This window comes from Pseudomonas sp. ASL4 (genome assembly GCF_056680395.1).
On sequence record NZ_CM155280.1, the window covers coordinates 2,912,615 to 2,933,771 of the forward strand.

Here is a 21,157-nt window from a genome sequence, read left to right on the forward strand (position 1 = left end):
ATTGATCTTAGCTCCGGCGCGAGACTTGAGCCATCCCTAAAGGAGGGCGACATGATGAAAGGTCAACACGAGCATGTAACGGCAGAAAAATTCTCAATCCACGCGGTTTCCGATTTGCTGCACAAGTTTAGTCGCTGGTACGAACTTCACCGCGAACGTGAGCTATTGGCGAGCCTGAGCGATGAAGCGCTGAAGGACATCGGTGTGAGTCGTGCGGATGTCGAGCACGAATCGATCCGGCCGTTCTGGGACGATCCGATGCATAAATGATGATTCCATTGCTACACAAACCCCTTCCTGGTGAGGTAGGTTGCGAGCAGACAAGGAGATGCTCATGCCCGCAACGCTGTCCTTTTCCAACAAACAGGCTCGACGTCTGGCACTGGCTGCCCAAGGGTTCAACGGGCGCCAGCCGCCAGCGGCGATCAAGCCGGTACAACTCAACCGACTGATCGAACGCCTGGGCATTTTGCAGATCGATTCGGTCAATGCGTTAGTGCGCTCGCACTACCTTCCCTTGTTTTCCCGCCTCGGCAACTATTCATCCGACTTGCTCGACCAGGCTGCCTGGAGTCAGGGCCGTCGACGCACGTTGTTCGAATATTGGGGCCACGAAGCTTCGTTGTTGCCGTTGTCCATGTACCCGCTGATGCGCTGGCGCATGCAGCGCGCTACCCGTGGCGAAGACATCTACCAGCAACTGGCGCGGTTTGGGCGTGAGGAACAGGACACGATTCGCCGGGTGCTGGGTTCGGTTGAGAAATTGGGCGCACTGGGTGCTGGCAGTTTGTCGACCCGTCAGGAACGGGCCGGGCCGTGGTGGGACTGGAGCGCCGAAAAGCATGCGCTGGAATGGCTGTTTGCCGCTGGGGAGGTGACTGTCGCTGGCCGGCGCGGGTTCGAACGGCTTTACGATTTGCCAGAGCGAGTCATTCCCTCGGCCGTTCTCCAGCAGCCTTTGCTCACAGAAGCCGAAGCCCAACGCGGTCTGTTGTTGCATGCCGCGAATGCCTTGGGTGTGGCGACGGAAAAGGACCTGCGGGACTATTTTCGCCTGAACCCGGCCGACAGCCGACGGCGTGTGGCTGAGTTGGTCGAGGCCGGTGAGCTGCTGACCTGCGAAGTCGAGGGCTGGCGGCATCCGGCTTATTGCCTGCCCGAGCCCAAGGTGCCGCGCAAGGTCGAGGCCAGCGCCTTGCTGTCACCGTTTGATTCGCTGATCTGGGAGCGTAGCCGCACCGAGCGGTTGTTTGATTTCCGGTATCGGTTGGAGATCTACACGCCGAAGGACAAACGGGTCTACGGCTATTACGTGTTGCCGTTTTTGCACAACGAACGGATTGCTGCGCGGGTGGATTTGCGCGCTGAACGGGCGTTGGGCCGTTTGGCGGTGCACGCCGTGCATGAAGAAGAGCCGGGGCTGGATGAGGCGGGGATGATGGCGTTGGCGGTCAATTTGCGGCAGATGGCGGATTGGTTGGGCTTGGAGCGGGTGCAGTTGAATTGTCAGCGGGTGAGTGCGGGGCGGTTAAGGGTGGCATTGGCTCAAATTTGTGGTGATTGAGCTGACGTCATCGCGAGCAAGCTCGCTCCCACAGGGGTTAGGTGATCCACTGTGGGAGCGAGCTTGCTCGCGATAGCGGTAGGGTCAATCAACCAGAGACTGGCTGACTCACCGGCGGACTTGCTTCAACGTCTCGGCAATCAAAAACGCCAACTCCAGCGACTGATCAGCATTCATCCGCGGATCGCAATGGGTGTGGTAACGGTCCGACAACCCATCCTCGGTAATCGGCCGCGCGCCACCAATGCACTCGGTCACGTTCTGCCCGGTCATTTCGATGTGGATACCGCCGGCATAGGTGCCTTCCGCTTCGTGGACCTGGAAGAACTGCTTAACCTCGCCGAGGATTTGCGCGAAATCGCGGGTCTTGTAGCCGCTGCTGGCCTTGATGGTGTTGCCGTGCATCGGGTCGCAGCTCCACAGCACTTTCTTGCCTTCACGCTCAACAGCGCGAATCAACTGCGGCAGATGATCGCCGACCTTGTTCGCGCCCATCCGTGCAATCAGGTTCAGGCGACCTGGATCGTTGTCCGGATTAAGCACGTCGATCAGGCGAATCAGGTCCTCGGGGTTCATGCTCGGGCCGACTTTCACGCCGATCGGGTTGTTCACGCCGCGCAGGAACTCGACGTGTGCGCCGTCGAGCTGACGGGTACGGTCGCCGATCCACAGCATGTGGGCCGAGCAGTCGTAGTAATCGTTGGTCAGGCTGTCGCGACGGACGAAGGCTTGTTCGAAGTTCAGCAGCAGCGCTTCGTGGGCGGTGAAGAAACTGGTTTCGCGCAGTTGTGGCGAGGTGTCCATGCCGCAGGCGCGCATGAAGGCCAGGGTTTCATCGATGCGATCGGCCAGATGGCTGTATTTCTCGGCCAGGGCCGAATTGGCGATGAAATCCAGGTTCCACTTGTGCACCTGATGCAGGTCGGCAAACCCGCCCTGGGCGAAGGCGCGCAGCAGGTTCAGGGTCGCGGTGGACTGGTGATAGGACTGCAGCAGGCGTTCCGGGTCCGGGACGCGGCTTTTTTCGTCGAAACCGATGCCGTTGACGATGTCGCCACGGTAGGCGGGCAGGGTCACGCCGTTGATGGTTTCGTCGTTGGCCGAACGCGGCTTGGCGAACTGGCCGGCCATGCGCCCGACCTTGACCACCGGGCAACCGGCGGCGAAGGTCATGACGATCGCCATTTGCAGCAACACTTTGAAGGTGTCGCGGATTTTCGCGGCGGAGAACTCGGCGAAGCTTTCGGCGCAGTCGCCGCCCTGCAACAGAAACGCGCGGCCCTGGGTCACTTCGGCAAACTGACGGCGCAACTCCCGGGCTTCACCGGCAAACACCAGCGGCGGATAGCTGGCCAGGGTTTGCTCGACCTGCAGCAAATGCGCTGCGTCGGGGTATTGGGGTTGTTGCTGGATCGGCAAGGCGCGCCAGCTGTCAGGGCTCCAGGGTTGGCTCATCACGTTCTCTAGTGTTTACGCACGGGCGCTCATGTTATCAGCAATTAGTGCGTGACCTATTCCCGTCGCTTCGCGGACAATCGCGCCTTTGCCGCTTCATGTTGCGGTGTATTGCGTCACCGTTTGCCAAGTGGCAGACCCGGTGACGATCAGGAGACGAAATGACTGAGGAGCGCGTCGAGCATCTGCTCGCCGAGGTACAGGATGAGTTCGGCGTGATTCGCGTGCTGGAAGTGGCCGATTACCGTTTTCTCGAATTCGGCGATGCCATCGAGCAAAGCTGCGTGTTCACTGCCGATCCGAGCTGGCTGGAGTACGACTACACCCGCGCCATGCTGATCGGCGCGTTGTGCCATGAACAGCCGGAAAGCGCGCTGTTCCTGGGCCTTGGCGCCGGCACGCTGACCCAGGCCTGTCTCAAGTTCCTGCCGCTGGAAGACGTCGAAGCCATCGAGTTGCGCCCCGACGTGCCACGCCTGGCCATCGAATACCTGGGGCTGGATGACGATCCTCGGTTGTACATCCGGGTTGGCGATGCGCTGGAACTGCTCGACACGGCCGAGCCGGCGGACCTGATTTTCGTCGATCTTTACACCGATGTCGGGCCCGGCGTCGGGCATCTGGCCTGGGGGTTTCTGACCGATTGCCAGAAACGCTTGAATCCGGGTGGCTGGCTGGTGATCAATCAGTGGGCGACCGACGATGGTAAACCGCTGGGTGCGGCGTTGTTGCGCGGGCTCTACCACCGCCATTACTGGGAGCTGCCGGTGAAGGAGGGCAATGTGATCCTGATCGTGCCGTCGGAGCTGGATCAGGAACTGGACATGGACGGCTTGATCGCCCGGGCCGAAGGGCTGGCGCCGCGATTGGGGTATTCGTTGACGTCCTTGATCAAGGCGATTCGCCCGGCGACGTAAAGCGATGAGGTTACCTGTGGCGAAGGAGCTTGCTCCCGCTTGAGTGCGCAGCACTCACAAAATCTGCATGGAATACCAGGTTTTTGGGGCCGCTTCGCAGCCCAGCGGGAGCAAGCTCCCTCGCCACAAAAGCGCTGTGGTCAGCAGCCTTTGAAAACGCCGGGTCGCTTTTCAACCATCGACCGCACGCCTTCCTTTGCATCCTCACTCGCCAGCAACTTCTTCACCATCGGCGGCAACGCCTGCGCCGCCGCCGTTTCCCCTTCATAGCGCGCCTGCCTGGCCGACATCAGCGTCGCCTGAACCCCCAGCGGCGCCTGTCGGGCAATGCGCTCGGCCAGTTCAATCGCCCTCGGCAGCAAATCCTCGCTGGCCATGACTTCCTGCACCAGCCCCAGACGCAAGGCGTCATGGGCGTCGAATTCATCGCCGGTCAGTAGCCAGCGCATGGCGTTGCCCCAGCCGGCCACTTGATGCAGACGCAGGGTGGCGCCGCCGAACGGGAAGATCCCGCGCTGCACTTCCATCTGGGCGAAACGGGTATTGCTGGCACAGAGGTTGATATCGGCGGCCAGCATCAGCTCGATGCCAATGGTCAGGCAATAACCCTGGGCGGCGACAATCACCGGTTTGCTGACCCTGGGCCCGGCGAACACCCCCCATGGATCACAGCCGCCAGGTGGTGCCTGCCAACCGTTGGCGAGGGCGGCGCTGGCATTGATCAGGTCGAGCCCGGCAGTGAAATGCTCGCCATGGCCGAACACGATCGCCACCCGCGCTTCGCTGTCGGCCTCGAACTCGCCGTAGGCCAGGCTCAGTTCATTGAGCAGATCAAGGTCGAAGGCGTTGCGCTTGGCGACCCGGTCCAGGCCGATCAACAGGACATGGCCGCGTCGTTCGCGGCTGACACGGCTGGAAACGGGCTGATTCATGAGGCATTTCCTCGGGCGGGAAGGGGCGGGATGGGGGGTGTCAGACCGAAGGTCTGTATCTCAAGGGTGAACCGTTTTAGCGCCATCGCCAGCAGGGCCGGGCCTTTGAAAAATAGACCGTTGCACGATTATCCGCAAAGCCTGTGACATAACGGTGTATGCGTCATTTTTCCGACAAATAATGCTCCCTTTTTGGGCGAATTCCGGTATAGTGCGCGCCGGCCTTTAACCGGGCCGCGTTTAGGTAGCGCAATTCCCCGAAGTCAGCTTCGGCTGCACGTCCGCACAGCGGACTCTTCCTTGACGAATCTTTTTCATTCATTCGTTTTCGCAAATCCCCGCCGACAAAGCAGCCAGGGCGACTCTTGAGTCTTACACGGCATGCGCAGCTTTGGAGCATGGGTCTTTGCGGATGCACTTAGAGGCAGACCCATGACCCAGGAAACCGGCGGCTTCGCCGCTTTTAATCTTAATCCGAATATTCTTGCAGCCGTCATCGCGACTGGCTACGAAGAGCCTTCGGCTATTCAGCAGCAATCGATCCCGATCATCATGGCCGGCCACGACATGATTGGCCAGGCGCAAACCGGTACCGGTAAAACCGCCGCGTTCGCTCTGCCAATCCTGCATCGCATCGATCCTGCTAAGCGCGAGCCGCAAGCCCTGATCCTGGCGCCAACCCGTGAGTTGGCGCTGCAAGTAGCAACCGCTTTCGAAACCTACGCCAAGCAAATGCCGGGCGTTACCGTTGTGGCCGTTTACGGCGGCGCCCCTATGGGTCCACAACTGAAAGCAATCCGTAATGGCGCACAGATTGTTGTCGCCACTCCGGGTCGTCTGTGCGACCACCTGCGTCGTGACGAAAAAGTCCTGTCTACCGTGAACCACCTGGTTCTCGACGAGGCGGACGAAATGCTCAAACTGGGTTTCATGGACGACCTCGAAGTTATCTTCAAGGCTCTGCCTCCAACCCGTCAGACCGTATTGTTCTCGGCGACCCTGCCGCAGTCGATCCGTGCCATTGCCGAGCGTCACCTGCGTGATCCGCAGCACGTGAAGATCCAGACCAAGACTCAGACCGTTACCGCGATCGAACAGGCTCACCTGTTGGTTCACGCTGACCAGAAGACCTCGGCTGTATTGAGCCTGCTGGAAGTTGAAGACTTCGACGCCCTGATCATGTTCGTGCGCACCAAGCAAGCGACCCTGGATCTGGCCAGTGCCCTGGAAGCCAAAGGCTACAAAGCCGCTGCGCTGAACGGTGACATTGCTCAGAACCAACGTGAGCGCGTGATCGAATCCCTCAAGGATGGCCGTCTGGACATCGTTGTTGCGACCGACGTAGCTGCTCGTGGTCTGGACGTTCCGCGTATCACTCACGTGTTCAACGTTGACATGCCGTACGACCCGGAATCCTACGTTCACCGTATCGGCCGTACTGGCCGTGCCGGTCGCGAAGGTCGTGCACTGCTGCTGGTGACTCCGCGTGAGCGCCGCATGCTGCAAGTGATCGAGCGTGTAACCGGTCAGAAGGTTGCTGAAGTTCGCCTGCCGGACGCCCAAGCTGTTCTCGATGCTCGCATCAAGAAACTGACCAACAGCCTGTCGCCGCTGGTTGCTGATGCCGAATCGACTCACGGTGATCTGCTGGATCGCCTGACCGCTGACATCGGTTGCACTCCGCGTGCACTGGCTGCTGCTCTGCTGCGCAAGGCCACCAACGCTCAGGCGTTGACCCTGGCTGCAATCGAGAAAGAACGTCCACTGGTGCCGAACAACGCACCGCGCGGCGATCGTCCAGAGCGTACCGGTGATCGTCCGGACCGTGGTGATCGTGAGCGTCGTGCTCCGGTTGCATTGGCTGAAGGCCGTGCTCGTTGCCGTACCGCGCTGGGTGCGCGTGATGGTATCGCTGCCAAGAACCTGCTGGGCGCTATCCTCAACGAGGGTGGCCTGGCTCGTGAAGCAATCGGTCGCATCCAGGTGCGTGACAGCTTCAGCCTCGTTGAACTGCCGGAAGATGGTCTGGAAAAACTCCTGACCAAACTGAAGGACACTCGCGTTGCTGGTAAGCAGTTGAAGCTGCGTCGCTACCGCGAAGATTAATCCGCTCTCGGGCTGATTGATCGAACATAAAAAATCCCCGACAGGTTCGGGGATTTTTTTTGCCTGAAAAAGATCGCAGCCTTCGGCAGCGCCCACAGGCGCGTAGCTGCCGAAGGCTGCGATCTTTTGATCTTAACGTTACCCGAAACGATAAATGTCCATGCCTAGCGCCCCCATGGTGAATCCCTGGTGCGCAATCCCGAACTCACCCCCAGCCCCGCGAGCAAAGTACAACGGCAGCAAATGCTCATCACTCGGATGGTTGCGCACAGCGTTCGGCGCCTGCTGGCGATAATCGTGCAACGCCGTTTCATCGTTGGCGGCCAGTTTTTCAATCATCCAGTCACGGAACGCCTTGGCCCACGGCTCGACGCTTTCCGGGCCGGCATGCCAGTCCAGTTCACGCAGGTTGTGGGTGATGCTGCCGGAGCCGATCAGCAACACGCCTTGTTCGCGCAGACTGGCCAGCGCATGACCCACGCGGGTTTGCAGGGCCGGGCCGCCACGGGTTGGCAGTGAGACTTGCACCACCGGAATGTCGGCCTGCGGGTACATCAATGACAACGGCACCCAGACCCCGTGATCGAACGGTCGCTTGGCGTCGATGCGCACAGGCAAGTCATCGGCTTTCAGCAACTCGACCACCTCTGCCGCCAGTTGTGGATTGCCTGGCGCCGGGTATTGCACTTCGAACAAGGCCTTTGGGAAGCCGCCGAAGTCATGCCAGGTTTCAGGCTGCGGGTTACCGCTGACCAGCAGCTCGTTGCTTTCCCAGTGCGCCGACACAATCACGATGGCCTTGGGCTTCGGCATTTCTGCAGCCAAGCGCGCCAGGGCCGGGCCGCTGGCCCCCGGTTCCAGTGCCAGCATCGGCGAACCATGGGATATGTAGAGGCTGGGGAACATGAATGAGCTCCTGAGGGGTAAGATGGCACCATCTTCAGTCAGATCATTGATCTAAATCTAATATAAGTTTTAGCGTCTTTTGATCGAATTTTCGGGATTAATTATGCAGCCGGAGTTTTGGCACAAGCGGTGGACGTCGAATCAGATCGGCTTTCACCTGCCGGAAGTGAATCCATATCTGCAACGGTACTGGCCGCAACTGGGCCTGGAGGAGGGCGCGCGCGTACTGGTGCCCTTATGTGGGAAAAGCCTGGACCTGCTGTGGCTGGCTAAATGTGGTCATGAAGTGTTGGGCGTCGAATTGTCGGAAAAAGCGGTGGAAGACTTTTTCCACGAGCATCAATTTGACCCTGACGTCAGCGACCAAGGCCCCTTCACCGTGTATCGGGCGGGTTCGATCGAGATTTGGTGCGGTGATTTCTTCGCGCTGACCGCTGGCGATGTCGCCGATTGCAGCGCGCTGTACGATCGCGCGGCGTTGATCGCCTTGCCGCCGACGATGCGTGAGCAATACGCCGAGCATTTGAAGCGGATTCTGCCAAAGGATTCCCTGGGGCTTTTGATCACCATGGACTACGACCAGGCGCAAATGGACGGACCGCCGTTTGCTGTGCTTGATGACGAAGTGCAACGGTTGTTGGGCGCTTCGTGGGAGCTGAAGATTCTGGAAGATCAGGACATCCTGGGCCAGAGCTGGAAGTTCCTGGAAGGTGGTGTTACGCGGCTTGAAGAGCGGGTTTACCGGGTTTCCAGCCGATAGATTTGTGTTGGGTGTACCGATGCCTTCGCGAGCAAGCCCGCTCCCACATGGGGAACGCATTCCAATGTGGGAGCGGGCTTGCTCGCGAAGAGGCCCTGATAAATACCACAACAATCAGCAGACAAAAAAAGGCCCGCATCTCTGCGGGCCTTTTCTGTTAGTGCGGGGCGACTCAGCCCCGACGACGCAGCGCGTCAATACGCTCTTCCAGCGGTGGGTGGCTCATGAACATCCGGGCGAACCCTTGTTTGACGCCACCGTTGATGCCGAAGGCGTTCAAGGTGTCCGGCATGTGCACCGGCAGTCCTTGTTCGGCTCGCAGGCGTTGCAGGGCGCCGATCATCGCGCTGGTGCCGGCCAGGCGTGCACCGGCTTCGTCGGCACGGAACTCGCGTTTACGCGAGAACCACATGACGATCGAGCTGGCGAGGATACCCAGCACCAGTTCGGCGACGATGGTCGCCACGTAGTAGGCGATTCCCTGGCCTTCTTCGTTCTTGAAGATCACCTTGTCGACAAAGTTGCCGATGATCCGCGCGAAGAACATCACAAAGGTGTTCACCACGCCCTGGATCAACGCCAGGGTGACCATGTCGCCATTGGCCACGTGCCCGATTTCGTGGGCCAGGACGGCTTTGACTTCATCCGGCGAGAACCGCTCGAGCAGGCCTTGGCTGACCGCAACCAACGCGTCGTTCTTGTTCCAGCCAGTAGCGAAGGCGTTAGCCTCGTAGGCCGGGAAAATCCCGACTTCGGGCATCTTGATCCCGGCTTCGCGAGACAGTTGCTCAACGGTTTGCAGCAGCCATTGTTCGTGACGGGTGCGCGGCTGGCTGATGATTTGGGTGCTGGTGCTCATCTTCGCCATCCACTTGGAGATGAACAGCGAGAACAGGGAACCGGCGAAACCAAAGACCGCACAGAAAATCAGCAGCTGATTGAGGTTGAGATCAACCCCGTTGGCCGCCATGAACCCGTTGAAGCCGAAAAGGCTCAGGGTGATGCTGGCAATCAGCACGACCGCCAGGTTAGTGGCCAAAAACAGCAGGATGCGCATCATGGTTGTAGAAATCTCCTCATGCTAAAGATGTAGCGTACTGCGGGGTATATAAGGTGCTGCACGGTGCTATTCAACCGAGTGACTATTTCAAACTGTGTCCTACAGCAATAGTTTAGCTGTATGCAGGGCATTTCCGACGTGGACGCAGGAAGGGTTTGTCAGTCGATTGACTGTGTGGCCCCTGTCTTTGTTGGACGCGCGCACGAAACCGGTCACCAGGCAGCGATGGCAACAAAGATGTGCGGCAAGGTGCAGAGATGTGTTGCTGAATTAATCACCGTGCGACCCGGGTCGCACGGTGAACGTCAGCTTACTGACGGTAGGTCTTGAGGAAGTTGCCGATCCGGCCGATGGCCTGATCCAGTTCATCGACCCGGGGCAGGGTGACGACGCGGAAGTGATCCGGCCATGGCCAGTTGAAAGCCGTGCCTTGAACCACCAGCAGCTTCTCGGAGAGCAGCAGGTCGAGGACGAATTTCTCGTCGTTGTGAATCGGGCAGACTTTCGGGTCAATTCGCGGGAAGGCATACAGCGCGCCCATCGGCTTGACGCAGCTCACGCCCGGAATGTCGTTGAGCAATTCCCAGGTACGGTTGCGCTGTTCCAGCAGGCGACCCTGAGGCAGCACCAGGTCATTGATGCTCTGGTAGCCACCCAGTGCGGTCTGGATCGCGTGCTGGCTCGGCACGTTGGCACACAGGCGCATGTTCGCCAGCATGTCGATGCCTTCGATGTAGCTCTGGGCGTGGTGTTTCGGGCCCGAAATGGCGATCCAGCCGGAGCGGAAGCCGGCGACGCGGTAGGACTTGGACAGACCGTTGAAGGTCAGGCACAGCAAGTCCGGCGCCAGGGAGGCGGTGCAGATGTGCACGGCGTCGTCGTAGAGGATCTTGTCGTAGATTTCGTCGGAGAACACCACCAGGTTGTGCGAGCGGGCCAATTCGAGCATGCCCAGCAAGACTTCTTTGGAGTACACCGCGCCGGTCGGGTTGTTCGGGTTGATAATCACCAGGGCCTTGGTGTTCGGGGTGATCTTGGCCTTGATGTCGGCCAGGTCCGGGAACCAGTCGGCGCCCTCATCGCACAAGTAGTGCACCGGGTTGCCGCCCGCCAGGCTGACTGCGGCGGTCCACAGAGGGTAGTCGGGAGCCGGCACCAGTACTTCGTCGCCATTGTTGAGCAACGCTTGCATCGACATCACGATCAGTTCGGAAACGCCGTTGCCCAGGTAGATGTCTTCAATGCCGACGCCTTCGACCTGCTTCTGCTGGTAATACTGCATGACGGCCTTGCGCGCACTGAACAGACCCTTGGAGTCGCTGTAGCCTTGGGCCGTCGGCAGGTTACGGATCACGTCCTGGAGAATTTCATCCGGCGCTTCGAAACCAAAGGGCGCCGGGTTGCCGATGTTCAGCTTGAGGATGCGATGGCCTTCCTCTTCCAGGCGTTTGGCGTGCTTGAGCACTGGGCCGCGAATGTCGTAGCAGACGTTGGCGAGCTTGTTCGATTTGCTGACCTGCATGGCGATGTGTTCCCGAAAATGAACGATCCAGGCGGCGTATGAACTACCGTACTGGGAATCCTGCGTAATCACACAGGCCTGACGCCTTGAGAGGCAGCACCCATAAATCCGTTTGAATGCGCGTGGTCTGGCTGCCAGACTGGCGTTTGACGAGGCGCAATCATACGTGCCGCCCGATCCGTGGAAAAGGTACAGATCGGGCTTTTTCAGCTGCTGAGGTGTGACGATGGAAAAGTTGGAAAAAACCCTGGAAGAATGGAAGGCCATGCTCGATCCGGAGCAATACAACGTTTGTCGCCTCAAAGGCACCGAACGACCGTTCTCCGGCAAGTACAACGGCACCAAGACTGACGGCGTTTACCACTGCATCTGCTGCAACGAGCCGTTGTTCGATTCGAAAACCAAGTTTGATTCCGGCTGTGGCTGGCCGAGCTTCTACGCGCCGATTGGCGACAGTGCGATGGTCGAGATCCGCGATGTCAGCCACGGCATGATTCGCACCGAAGTAGTCTGCGCCACCTGCGATGCGCACCTGGGGCATGTATTCCCGGACGGCCCGCCACCGACCGGCCTGCGTTACTGCATCAACTCGGTGTGCCTGGACCTCGTTCCGCGCTCGTAATGCGAGCCCTGTAGATACCGTCTTGAATCTCACCGAGCAAGCGCAAATTCAGGGTCATATGGCTGGCCCGATTTGAGCACTGCGTAAACGTAATGCAGCAGCTTGCGCATGGCAGCACAGATGATCTGCTTGGGGGCCTTGCCGTTGGCCTTCAGGCGATCTTTCATGGCGATTATTGCTTTGTTGTGTTGCAACGCGACCAAGCCCGGCATGTATAGGCCTGCGCGCAAGCGCGCTGAGCCGATCTTCGAGATCGGGCTGCGGCCCTTGAGGAGCCCTGATTCCTGGAGTTCTGGATTCAGGCCAGCAGCCGCGACAAGTTTTCGAGGGTCGTCGTACTTGCGCAGGTCGCCCAGCTCAGCCAGCAACCGCTCAAGCGTTTTCTCGCCAATGCCGTCGATGGTCACGACCAAGTCGCGCATCTGGCGCATGTCGGGGTCGTCATCGATATGTTTTTTGATCGCCTTGTGGGTTTCAACGATTTCTTTTTCGATGTGGCCAATCACCGAGTTGATCGACTCTTTGACCTTTTCGTCGGACACGTCCAGACGATTACGCTCCATTTGCTCCATCTCTTGAAGGTCATCCAGGCGACGAACCATGGCCTTCAGTTGGCGGAACTTCAGCGGTTCCGGAGCCCAAAGCTTGAGCTTTTCATTTTTTTCTTTAGCGAAGTCGGCGATCAGCTTGGCATCACTCTTGTCGGTTTTGATCCGACGTAACTCGCTGCCCGCATACGCGTGAGTCGTGGCCGGATTCACCACGCAGACCCGATAACCCTTGTTGTAGACGAACTCGGCGAGCTCCAGATGATAGACACTGGTCGCTTCCATCACGATCAGGGTCGAAGGCTCGGCCTGCTTCTGCAACCAAACTTCAAACTCTTTGAAACCCTTGGAATTGTTAGCCAGTTTGGCCTTGGTTTTATGCTTGCCATTTGGCAGATGTGTAGCGATATCAAAGGTGTTTTTAGCGACATCGACGCCGACGAAACTGGACATAACACTCTCCCAATCAGATCAATTGCGATCATCACTGCACTCTGCCCGACCTTGCGAATGCGGGCTCTAGCCAGAGGCGGGCCCAAGATACCGTTCGAACTATACGAGTGAGTGCGGAGGGTTGGAGCACGATCTACGTCACAGGCAAAAAGCCTAAGGAGCTGCACGGCTTCCAGGTCCCTCCCTCGATGATCAGTCGAGAACTATCGCTCCTGACGGAGCGATAGTCGAGATACAAGGAGCTGCCGAAGGCTGCGATCTTGTGATCTTGATCTTCTGCGATCTCGAGAAAAGGCAAGATCAAAAGATCGCAGCCTTCGGCAGCTCCTACGCAATCGTGTTGCCCATTAAGCAGTCGAATCGATTTATTAAATTGCACACAATTCAATTGCTCGCTATGTTCAGTGCTTCTTCCTACATCTGGAGCCCGAATCATGAGCGACAACCTGCTGAGCATCCCGGTCACCACCATCAAGGGTGAACAAAAGACCCTGTCCGACTTCGCCGGCAAAGCGGTGCTGGTGGTCAATACCGCGAGCAAGTGCGGCTTTACCCCGCAATACAAAGGTCTGGAAGAGCTGTGGCAGACCTACAAGGATCAAGGCCTGGTAGTGCTCGGCTTTCCCTGCAACCAGTTCGGCAAGCAAGAACCCGGTAACGAAGGGGCGATTTCCGAATTCTGCGAGTTGAACTTCGGCGTCAGCTTTCCGCTGTTCAAAAAAATCGACGTCAACGGCTCTGACGCCCATCCGCTGTTCGTTCAACTGAAAAAACGTGCACCAGGCCTGCTGGGTTCCCAGGGCATCAAGTGGAACTTCACCAAGTTCCTGATCGGCAAGGACGGCCAAATGGTCAAGCGCTTTGCCCCGGCGACCAAGCCGCAGGATTTGAGCGCCGAGATCGAAGCCTTGCTCAAATGAACACCGTGTCCGCCGACTCCCTGAAGCTCGACAGCCAGCTCTGCTTCAAGCTGTATGCCGCGTCCCGGGCGGTGATTCGTGGCTACAAGCCGATGCTCGATAAGCTCGGCCTGACCTACCCGCAATACCTGGCGATGCTGGTGTTGTGGGAATGGCAGGACGCGGCCCCGGAGCAACCGACCGTCAAGGCCTTGGGCGAACGCCTGGCGCTGGACTCCGGCACGCTCACGCCGTTGCTCAAGCGGCTTGAGCAGTTGCAACTGGTCCAGCGTCAGCGTTCGGCGCGAGATGAGCGGGAAGTGCACTTGAGCCTGTCGCCAGCCGGCCTGGCCTTGCGCGAGCAGGTCGGGCCGCTGAAGGCGCGCCTCCTGTGCGACAGCGGTGTGGACCTGAATCGCCTGAATGAACTGCGCGATGGCCTTGATCAGTTGTTGGGGCAGATCAAAGCGCTGTCCTAGCCGGTATCCACTGGTCGAGCAAAGCGGCCAGTTCCTCTCGTCGAAAGGGTTTGGCCAGGTAGTCGCTCATGCCCGCCACCCGACAGCGCTCGCGTTCTTCGGACATGGCGTTGGCGGTCAGGGCGACGATCGGCAATTGTGGCCAGCGCCCGCTGCGGCGGATGTGCCGACTGGCTTCGTAGCCGTCCATCACCGGCATGTTGCAGTCCATCAGCACCAGGTCGAATTCCCCCAGCTCAAGTTGATCCAGGGCTTCGGCGCCGTGGGCGGCGACAATCACCTCGCAACCGAGCTTGCCGAGCATGCCTTTGGCCACCAACTGATTGACCGGGTTGTCCTCCACCAGCAGCACCCGACCGCGGCGTTGCGGGGTGAGGGCGTCGAGGCGGGCGTCGTTGATTGTCGTGGTGTCCGGTTGCAAGACTCGTCGTAGCGTCTGGTACAGCGCGTTGCGCGCCAATGGCCGCGCCTGTTGCTGCAAGGGCGCCAAGGCGGCAGCTTCTTGGCTGGGCATGAAACTGCCATAGGCCGTCACCAACAGGATCGGCGCCGTGAACGTAGGGCGCAGGCCAAACAGGCATTCCGGGCAGTCGGTGATCAATACATCGGGTTCCAGGCCGAGCAACGAATCTTCAATGGAGCGCTGCTGATATTCGAGCCCCCATAAAGGCAGCAGGCCTTTCAATAGTTCCGCCAAGCCGCTGCTGGCTGCCGTAATCGCTATGACCTTGCCTTGCAGCGGTGCAGGCGCAATGGCGCGGGTGTGGGCGGGCAGCGGCAGGTCGGCGCAGAACTGGCTGCCAAACCCGGCTTCCGAACTGATCGTCAGCCGTCCTTGCATGGCTTCGCAGAGGTTGTACGTCAGGGCCAGGCCCAGCCCGGTGCCGCCGAATTGCCGGGTAATGCCGGCGCCGGCCTGGGTGAAGGGCTGGAAGATTTTGACCTGCGCGTCCTGGGCGATCCCGATGCCGGTGTCGCACACTTCAATGCGCACACCATCCTCGAACGTTGAAAGACGCACATCGACCCGCCCGAAACGGGTGAATTTGAGGGCGTTGGACAGCAAGTTGCTGACAATCTGCCGGACGCGGGTCGGGTCGCCCAGTACCAGCGCCGGAAACTGCGGATCGATCAGGCAGGCCAGTTCGACGCTGGGCGCGGCATTCTGGGACAGCAGGTTGGCGGTGTCCTCGATCAGCGAGCCAAGGTCGAACGGAATGTGTTCGAGCTCCAGCTGGCCGGCATCGAATTTCGACAGGTCGAGAATATCGTTGAGCAGTTCCACCAGTACTTTGCCCGAGTCATGGGCGATGGACAGTTGTTGCTGTTGCTCGGCATTGAGCGGGCCGTCGAGCGAGAGGGCGATCATTCCCAGCAGGCCGTTGAGCGGCGTGCGGATTTCATGGCTCATATTGGCCAGGAACGCCGAGCGCGCTTCGGCCATGTCCAGGGCCGTTTGGCGGGCGACTTCCAGTTCTTCGTTGGACTGACTGAGCCGGGTGTTGATGGCCTTGAGTTCGGCGGTGCGGGCCGAGACTATATTTTCCAGTTGCTCGAGGTAGTCGGTCAGGCGGTTTTCAGCGTTGCGCCGTTGCTGGATTTCCGTGGCGATGTTTTCGAACTGTTGATTGGCCACTTTGACCAGCACACCGATTTCATCGTTTTCATGCCCCGCCGGGTACTCCAGCCATGTCGGCTCCGCGCTACGTGGATCGCGGCCGCTGAGTTCGCGGATGACCCGTACCAGTGGCTTGGTCAGCATCACGTAAAACAGCGCCAGCAGGATGCCGGTCAGGATCAGGCTGCGGGCGAAACCGTTGAGCAATGTCACTTCGGCCCGGCGCAGGAAGCGGCTACCGAAGGAATAGGTGTCGACCTCCAGCTGCAGGGTGCCGAGGGATTCGTCGGGCAAGTGGTCGAGGAAGAGGCGATCTTCGAACTGGCGGTTGGCGCCGAACAGGAAGTCGCTGATCACCCGATAACCGCTTTCCATGCCCTGGCGTTTGACGCTGGCCAGCACGGTATTGTTGTTGTCGGTCAATTGCGCGCTGATGATCGCTGGTGAGCGCAGCAAGCCCATGGTCAATTCCTGGGCGAGTTCGGCGTCGATGTTGTAGGCGATACGTGACGCCGGGTTATGGCTGATTTCCAGCAAAGACAGTATTTCGCGGTTGATGGAGGCGTCTTCGCTGGCATAATCGATGCCTATTTGCACCAGACTGAGCAATGTGCCCAATATGAAACCGACCAGCACAGTAAGCCGGGCTTGCTTGTAAGAAAGCCGGTGGGTGAACTTGATATCCATTGGGTGTTGAACCACTTCCGTTTCCCTTCGCTGCTCCAGCATAGTCGATCATGCAGGGATACCGATGTTCCCCGGCCCCAAGATTCAACGATGGGCCGGTTATTGAACACTGTGTTGGGTTGCTCTTGTCGCCATCATTACTGTGAAACGTGCCCGAGGAGAAGACGTGGATTCCCGATTGAATGCTTTTCTTGAACGCGCCGATGCCGTTCTGGCCCGAATCGAGCCGCTGTTGCCGGCACCGAGACAAACTATCGACTGGGCGCACTGCCTGGCCGCGCGCTGGCAGCGTGAGGGCCGCAGCGGTTTTCTGCTGCCGCTGCAAGTCAGCCTCGACACCCGTTTGACCGACTTGATCGGTGTCGACCGCCAGGTTGAACAACTGGGGCGCAACACCCAACAGTTCCTCGACGGCATGCCGGCCAACCACGCGTTGCTCTGGGGTTCGCGTGGCACCGGTAAATCGTCGCTGGTTCGCGCGTTGCTCGCCGAACACGCCGAGGCCGGTTTGCGCTTGATCGAGATCGAACGCGATCACCTGGCGGACTTGCCGCGTATCGTCGAGCAGATCGCCAAATTCCCTCAGCGTTTCGTGCTGTTCTGCGATGACCTGTCGTTCGAGTCGGGCGAGGGCGACTACCGCGTGCTCAAGAGCGTGCTCGACGGCTCCCTTGAACAGGCGCCGGACAATGTTCTGCTGTACGCCACTTCCAACCGTCGCCACCTGGTGCCGGAAAAGGAAAGCGACAACGAGAACTGGAAACGCGTTGATGGTGAGCTTCACCCAAGTGAGGCCGTCGAGGACAAGATTGCACTGTCGGATCGTTTCGGTCTGTGGCTGTCGTTCTATCCGTTTACCCAGGAACACTTCCTCAACGTCGTCGAGCACTGGATCGGGCAATTGGCCGACAAGGCCGGCCTGGCCTGGCAGCGCACTGAAGAGCTGGACATCCTCGCGGTCCGTTGGGCCACTGGCCGGGGTAATCGCAATGGACGTTGCGCCTATCAATTTGCTCGCTATTGGGTCGGGCTCAAGCTGTTGGAGCACAAGGCATGATCGATTTACAAAAGAGCGGCCAGGGCCTCGAAGGCTACGGCATGCTCTGGGCGCAGTTGGAGTCGCTGTTGGCGGACGAGCGGGATTTCATCGCCAACGCGGCGCAGTTTTCGGCGTTTCTGTTTAACCAGCTCGATGACCTGAACTGGGCCGGTTTTTACCTCAATCGCAACGAAGAGCTGGTGCTTGGCCCATTCCAGGGTCAGATCGCCTGTGTGCGAATTCCGTTTGGCCGGGGCGTGTGCGGGGCTGCTGCGGCGACCTTGCAGACTCAACTCGTCGAAGACGTTCACGCGTTTCCAGGGCACATCGCCTGCGACAGCGCGTCGAACAGTGAGTTGGTGGTGCCCTTGGTCAAGGACGGTCGACTGATCGGCGTATTGGATCTGGACAGCCCGAAACTGGCGCGGTTTACCGCTGTCGATCAGGCCGGCATCGAGCAACTGGCAGCGATTTTCCTGCGACTGACCGACTGCTGATCATCGGTTAACGCGTACCACCTGTGGGAGCGGGCTTGCTCGCGAAGAGGCCATAACATTCAACATTGATGTTGACTGACAGACCGTTTTCGCGAGCAAGCCCGCTCCCACAGGGGATTTACGGTGTTAGCGTAAGCCTGCCTTCACCAGCAGGCTTGCCGGGTCCACGGTGTCGATCTGTTTTGGATCGAGGAATTGCTCGGCGTACTGCCGGTAAATCTGTTCGTTGATAAACAGCTCGAACAATTGCGGATCGATATGGGCGTCACGGCACATCGTGGCCATGATGCCCAACGCTTCGCTCAAGGACTTGGCCTTTTTGTAGGGGCGATCTGCCGCCGTCAGCGCCTCGAAAATATCGGCAATTGCCATCATCCGAGCCGGCAGGCTCATGTCGTCGCGCTTCAACTGTTTGGGATAACCGGTGCCGTCCATTTTTTCATGGTGGCCGCCCGCGATCTCGGCAACGTTGTTGAGATGGCCTGGAAAGGGCAGGTGGCTGAGCATCAGGATCGTCTGCACCATGTGGTGATTGATGATGTAGCGCTCTTCGCGTGTCAGGGTGCCCCGGGGAATGCTCAGGTTGTAGAGCTCGCCGCGATTGTATTTGTAGCGCGGCACATCAAGTTTGAAGCCCCAGGGATTGTCGGCCGGGATCAGTTCGCCTTCGGCGCGTTCGAACAGTTGCTCGGGTTTGTCCGCCAGCAGCGGTTCACTGACCGGCAGTGTCGACGCCGGGGTGCGCGCCTGACGACGGTTCTCTTCCCAGGAAACCCCCAGTCGATCATCCAGGGTTCGGGTCCAGGTCTGTTGAGCGATGGTGTTCAGGCGCTTGAGGTCGGCTTCGGCCATGGCTTCGCTGCCCAGATTGCAGCGGGCGACAAAGGTGAAGTCATCGTCCAGCCCCGCCAGCACGGCATTGCGTAGTTCGGCCAGGTGCTGCTCGTCGCCACCCAGGGCGATGGCCTGCCAATAGTTGATCCAGGCATCGCGCTTGAGCACTTCGAAGCGGGTTCGAATTTCGTGGATGCGATCGTTCAGGGTTTCCAGTTTGGTGGCCTTGTCGACCACATACTCGGGCGTTGTGACCTTGCCGCAATCGTGAAGCCAGGCCGCAATGTGCAAGGCTTCCCACTCATCTTCGGTGGGATGGTAGCCGCTGAAGGCCGGGGCCTGACTGGCCGCAGCCGCCTGGGCGAGCATCAGGGTCAGCGCCGGCACCCGCTGGCAATGGCCGCCGGTGTAGGGGCTCTTGGCGTCGATCGCGCCGGCCAGCAGTTGAATGAAGGAATCGAGCAGTTGTTTTTGTTTCGCCTGCAGACGTTGGCTGTCGATACTCACCGCTGCGGCGCCGGACACCGCTTGAAGAAACGCAATGCGATCCGGTCGAAGTTTTTCCAGGTCGCTTTGGCTGCCGCTGTCGGCCAGCAGCAGAACCAGCAAGCCCACGGTTTCGTTATGCCGGTTGCGCAATCGAATACCGATCAGGTGCACCCGCGGGCTCTCCATCGCGAGCAGCACCTTCTGCAAATCCCCGGCCTGTTCGAAACCCAGGCTGGCAACCACGTTCTCGGTATTCGCCAGCCGTTGTAACCACGCTGGGTTCTGTGGGTTTTGCAGTTCATGCCCTTGAATATCAAACGACGGCAAGGCCTGGGACAGGCCATTGATGACCAGGCCATGGGGTTCAATTCGATCACCGTCGCCTTCGCGCAGGTAGATCAGACCGGCCTGGGCCTGGGCGATTTTTACCGTTTCAAACAGCACTCGCTGCAGCAACGGCGCGAAGCGGGTTTCGGCACACAGGCTGTCGGTGATCTGGAAAAAACTCCCCAGGGTGTCCTTCATCCGCGCCATCGACACGCTCAACTGATCGACTTCCAGCACTGGCGAGCGGCGGCTCACCGGAAAGTTGAAATCGAAACTGCGAATTGCATCGGCTTCCTTCACCAAGGCATGCAGGGGATTGACCAGAATTCGCGACGTCAGCCAGCCCAGCGGCAGGCACAGCAGCAAAGTGGCCAGGGTGATCAGAGCGCCTTGCCAGCGCATGCGATAGGCATCGACGAGTAACTCGTCTTCAGGCACCAGCAGTGCCAATTGCAAGCCCTGGGGGCCACCTTCCTGCATGCTGCTGCGGGCAAAGATCCACTGCCGGCCGTCAACCTCCAGGCGATTGCCTGCTGGCGAATTGGCGAGCAGCGCGCCGAGGCCAGGGCTCAGGTCCGCAGCTTTGCTGAGGCGGGCGCTCTGGTCGTCGATGATCAGTTTGCTGGCGTCCGGGTAGGCAATGGCATTGCCTTGGGCATCGAACAGGACGATTTCGGTACTGGGGGTGACGACGTGTTTGGCGAGGGTTGCGGAGAGTTCGGCCAGGGTCAGGTCGGCGCCCATCACCGCGCCGTCGCCGCTGCGTCGGGCCAGAGTGGTGCCGACGTTGTGGGTGGAGAAAAAGATATAGGGTTCGGTGGTGATCTGGTCTGCATCCGCACGAGCGCTGGTAAACCAGGCGCGGGTCCGAGGGTCGTAGTTTTCGTCGGACACGTCCTGGCGGCTGATGAGGTTCAGGGCCTGATCGTAGAACAAGGATTGGGAAACGACCTGATTGGCGCTGTCGTGACGCTCGATGCTCCAGACCTGATAGGCCGCGGTATCCGGGGCCTTGAGGAGCGTCTTGAGGGTATCGGTGCGCAGCGGCCGAACCATGAAGAAATCGCCATTGCCGTAGCCCAGGTACAGCGAAGCCAGGTCGGGGTTGTCCTTGAGCGATTGGCTGAACGGCTTGAGCAATGCCAGCCGTGGTTCAAGAGCCGGGGCCTGGGTGGCCGGCAGATCGGCCAACAGGCTTAGTAGGTGGCGAATGGGTTCATAGGTGGTTTGCAGGTCCAGGCGTACATCCTGCTCGATGCGATTGAAGAGCTTTTCACTGCTGGAAAGAATGATCTGCGTGGTTTGTCGGTAATTGAAAATCCCCAGCACCACGCCGGTCAGTAACAACAGGAACGTGAACATGACGCTGATATGGACGTGCAGGGGAAACCGGCGTTGATCCGGGCGCAGTGGGCTGGGCATCGCTGGTCTCTCCATAGTGGT

At 59.4% G+C, this 21,157-nt stretch carries 18 protein-coding genes; 10 read left to right on the top strand and 8 right to left on the bottom strand.

Annotated features, from left to right (window positions below; all coding sequences use genetic code 11):
- Positions 1–54: 54 nt before the first annotated feature.
- Together AC1MEW_RS13260 and AC1MEW_RS13265 are read left to right on the top strand one after the other, a co-directional pair.
- Complete coding sequence (locus AC1MEW_RS13260; protein WP_123410637.1) at positions 55–270, top strand: DUF1127 domain-containing protein; 216 nt, start codon at positions 55–57, stop codon at positions 268–270.
- A gap of 64 nt (positions 271–334) precedes the next feature.
- The gene (locus AC1MEW_RS13265) at positions 335–1,564 is read left to right on the top strand and encodes a winged helix-turn-helix domain-containing protein (RefSeq protein WP_480426624.1); all 1,230 of its coding nucleotides are present in this window, start codon (positions 335–337) and stop codon (positions 1,562–1,564) included.
- Between the two features lie 108 nt (positions 1,565–1,672).
- On the opposite strand, the gene AC1MEW_RS13270 is transcribed toward AC1MEW_RS13265, so the two are convergent.
- Entirely contained in the window at positions 1,673–3,019 is a 1,347-nt protein-coding gene (locus tag AC1MEW_RS13270) for a class II 3-deoxy-7-phosphoheptulonate synthase (RefSeq protein WP_201205460.1), read from the bottom strand.
- Positions 3,020–3,180: 161 nt separating this feature from the next.
- Here AC1MEW_RS13270 and AC1MEW_RS13275 point away from each other — a divergent pair, with 161 nt between their 5' ends.
- Complete coding sequence (locus tag AC1MEW_RS13275) at positions 3,181–3,936, top strand: spermidine synthase (protein WP_201191269.1); 756 nt, start codon at positions 3,181–3,183, stop codon at positions 3,934–3,936.
- Between the two features lie 140 nt (positions 3,937–4,076).
- Here the strand turns inward: AC1MEW_RS13275 and AC1MEW_RS13280 are convergent, their stop codons facing one another.
- Complete coding sequence (locus AC1MEW_RS13280) at positions 4,077–4,868, bottom strand: crotonase/enoyl-CoA hydratase family protein (RefSeq protein WP_323570457.1); 792 nt, start codon at positions 4,866–4,868, stop codon at positions 4,077–4,079.
- 432 nt (positions 4,869–5,300) lie between these two features.
- On the opposite strand from AC1MEW_RS13280, the gene AC1MEW_RS13285 reads away from it, so the two are divergent.
- Positions 5,301–6,974 carry a DEAD/DEAH box helicase gene (locus AC1MEW_RS13285; RefSeq protein ID WP_123510266.1) on the top strand — a complete coding sequence of 558 codons (1,674 nt, stop codon included), beginning with the start codon at positions 5,301–5,303 and terminating at the stop codon, positions 6,972–6,974.
- Positions 6,975–7,112: 138 nt separating this feature from the next.
- Here AC1MEW_RS13285 and AC1MEW_RS13290 read toward each other — a convergent pair whose 3' ends face one another.
- Positions 7,113–7,880, bottom strand: a complete 768-nt coding sequence (locus AC1MEW_RS13290) for a DODA-type extradiol aromatic ring-opening family dioxygenase (RefSeq protein WP_322269226.1) — start codon at positions 7,878–7,880, stop codon at positions 7,113–7,115.
- 103 nt (positions 7,881–7,983) lie between these two features.
- Here AC1MEW_RS13290 and AC1MEW_RS13295 point away from each other — a divergent pair, with 103 nt between their 5' ends.
- Positions 7,984–8,640, top strand: coding sequence for a thiopurine S-methyltransferase (locus tag AC1MEW_RS13295; protein ID WP_322269225.1), 657 nt, complete (start codon positions 7,984–7,986; stop codon positions 8,638–8,640).
- Between the two features lie 172 nt (positions 8,641–8,812).
- Here AC1MEW_RS13295 and htpX read toward each other — a convergent pair whose 3' ends face one another.
- Positions 8,813–9,700, bottom strand: coding sequence for a protease HtpX (gene htpX, locus AC1MEW_RS13300; protein WP_201205535.1), 888 nt, complete (start codon positions 9,698–9,700; stop codon positions 8,813–8,815).
- 310 nt (positions 9,701–10,010) lie between these two features.
- Entirely contained in the window at positions 10,011–11,222 is a 1,212-nt protein-coding gene (locus AC1MEW_RS13305) for a pyridoxal phosphate-dependent aminotransferase (RefSeq protein ID WP_054052048.1), read from the bottom strand.
- A 226-nt stretch (positions 11,223–11,448) separates the two neighbouring features.
- On the opposite strand from AC1MEW_RS13305, the gene msrB reads away from it, so the two are divergent.
- Positions 11,449–11,844, top strand: a complete 396-nt coding sequence (gene msrB / locus AC1MEW_RS13310; protein WP_201205533.1) for a peptide-methionine (R)-S-oxide reductase MsrB — start codon at positions 11,449–11,451, stop codon at positions 11,842–11,844.
- 29 nt (positions 11,845–11,873) lie between these two features.
- Here the strand turns inward: msrB and AC1MEW_RS13315 are convergent, their stop codons facing one another.
- Positions 11,874–12,845 carry an IS110 family RNA-guided transposase gene (locus AC1MEW_RS13315; protein WP_480423023.1) on the bottom strand — a complete coding sequence of 324 codons (972 nt, stop codon included), beginning with the start codon at positions 12,843–12,845 and terminating at the stop codon, positions 11,874–11,876.
- A gap of 434 nt (positions 12,846–13,279) precedes the next feature.
- On the opposite strand from AC1MEW_RS13315, the gene AC1MEW_RS13320 reads away from it, so the two are divergent.
- Together AC1MEW_RS13320 and AC1MEW_RS13325 are read left to right on the top strand one after the other, a co-directional pair.
- A complete protein-coding gene (locus tag AC1MEW_RS13320) occupies positions 13,280–13,765 on the top strand; it encodes a glutathione peroxidase (RefSeq protein ID WP_201205531.1) in 486 nt (161 codons plus the stop codon).
- Positions 13,762–14,223, top strand: coding sequence for a MarR family winged helix-turn-helix transcriptional regulator (locus AC1MEW_RS13325; RefSeq protein WP_480426625.1), 462 nt, complete (start codon positions 13,762–13,764; stop codon positions 14,221–14,223). The genes AC1MEW_RS13320 and AC1MEW_RS13325 overlap by 4 nt, the downstream gene beginning before the upstream one ends.
- Here the strand turns inward: AC1MEW_RS13325 and AC1MEW_RS13330 are convergent.
- Positions 14,207–16,528: a hybrid sensor histidine kinase/response regulator gene (locus AC1MEW_RS13330; RefSeq protein ID WP_322269222.1), complete on the bottom strand. Its 2,322-nt coding sequence runs from the start codon at positions 16,526–16,528 to the stop codon at positions 14,207–14,209. The genes AC1MEW_RS13325 and AC1MEW_RS13330 overlap by 17 nt on opposite strands.
- A gap of 166 nt (positions 16,529–16,694) precedes the next feature.
- Between AC1MEW_RS13330 and AC1MEW_RS13335 the strand changes: the two genes are divergently transcribed.
- Positions 16,695–17,585, top strand: coding sequence for an ATP-binding protein (locus AC1MEW_RS13335; protein WP_201191251.1), 891 nt, complete (start codon positions 16,695–16,697; stop codon positions 17,583–17,585).
- Positions 17,582–18,064: a GAF domain-containing protein gene (locus AC1MEW_RS13340; protein WP_480426626.1), complete on the top strand. Its 483-nt coding sequence runs from the start codon at positions 17,582–17,584 to the stop codon at positions 18,062–18,064. The genes AC1MEW_RS13335 and AC1MEW_RS13340 overlap by 4 nt, the downstream gene beginning before the upstream one ends.
- 126 nt (positions 18,065–18,190) lie before the next feature.
- Here AC1MEW_RS13340 and AC1MEW_RS13345 read toward each other — a convergent pair whose 3' ends face one another.
- A complete protein-coding gene (locus AC1MEW_RS13345; protein WP_480426627.1) occupies positions 18,191–21,136 on the bottom strand; it encodes an HD domain-containing phosphohydrolase in 2,946 nt (981 codons plus the stop codon).
- Positions 21,137–21,157: the final 21 nt, after the last annotated feature.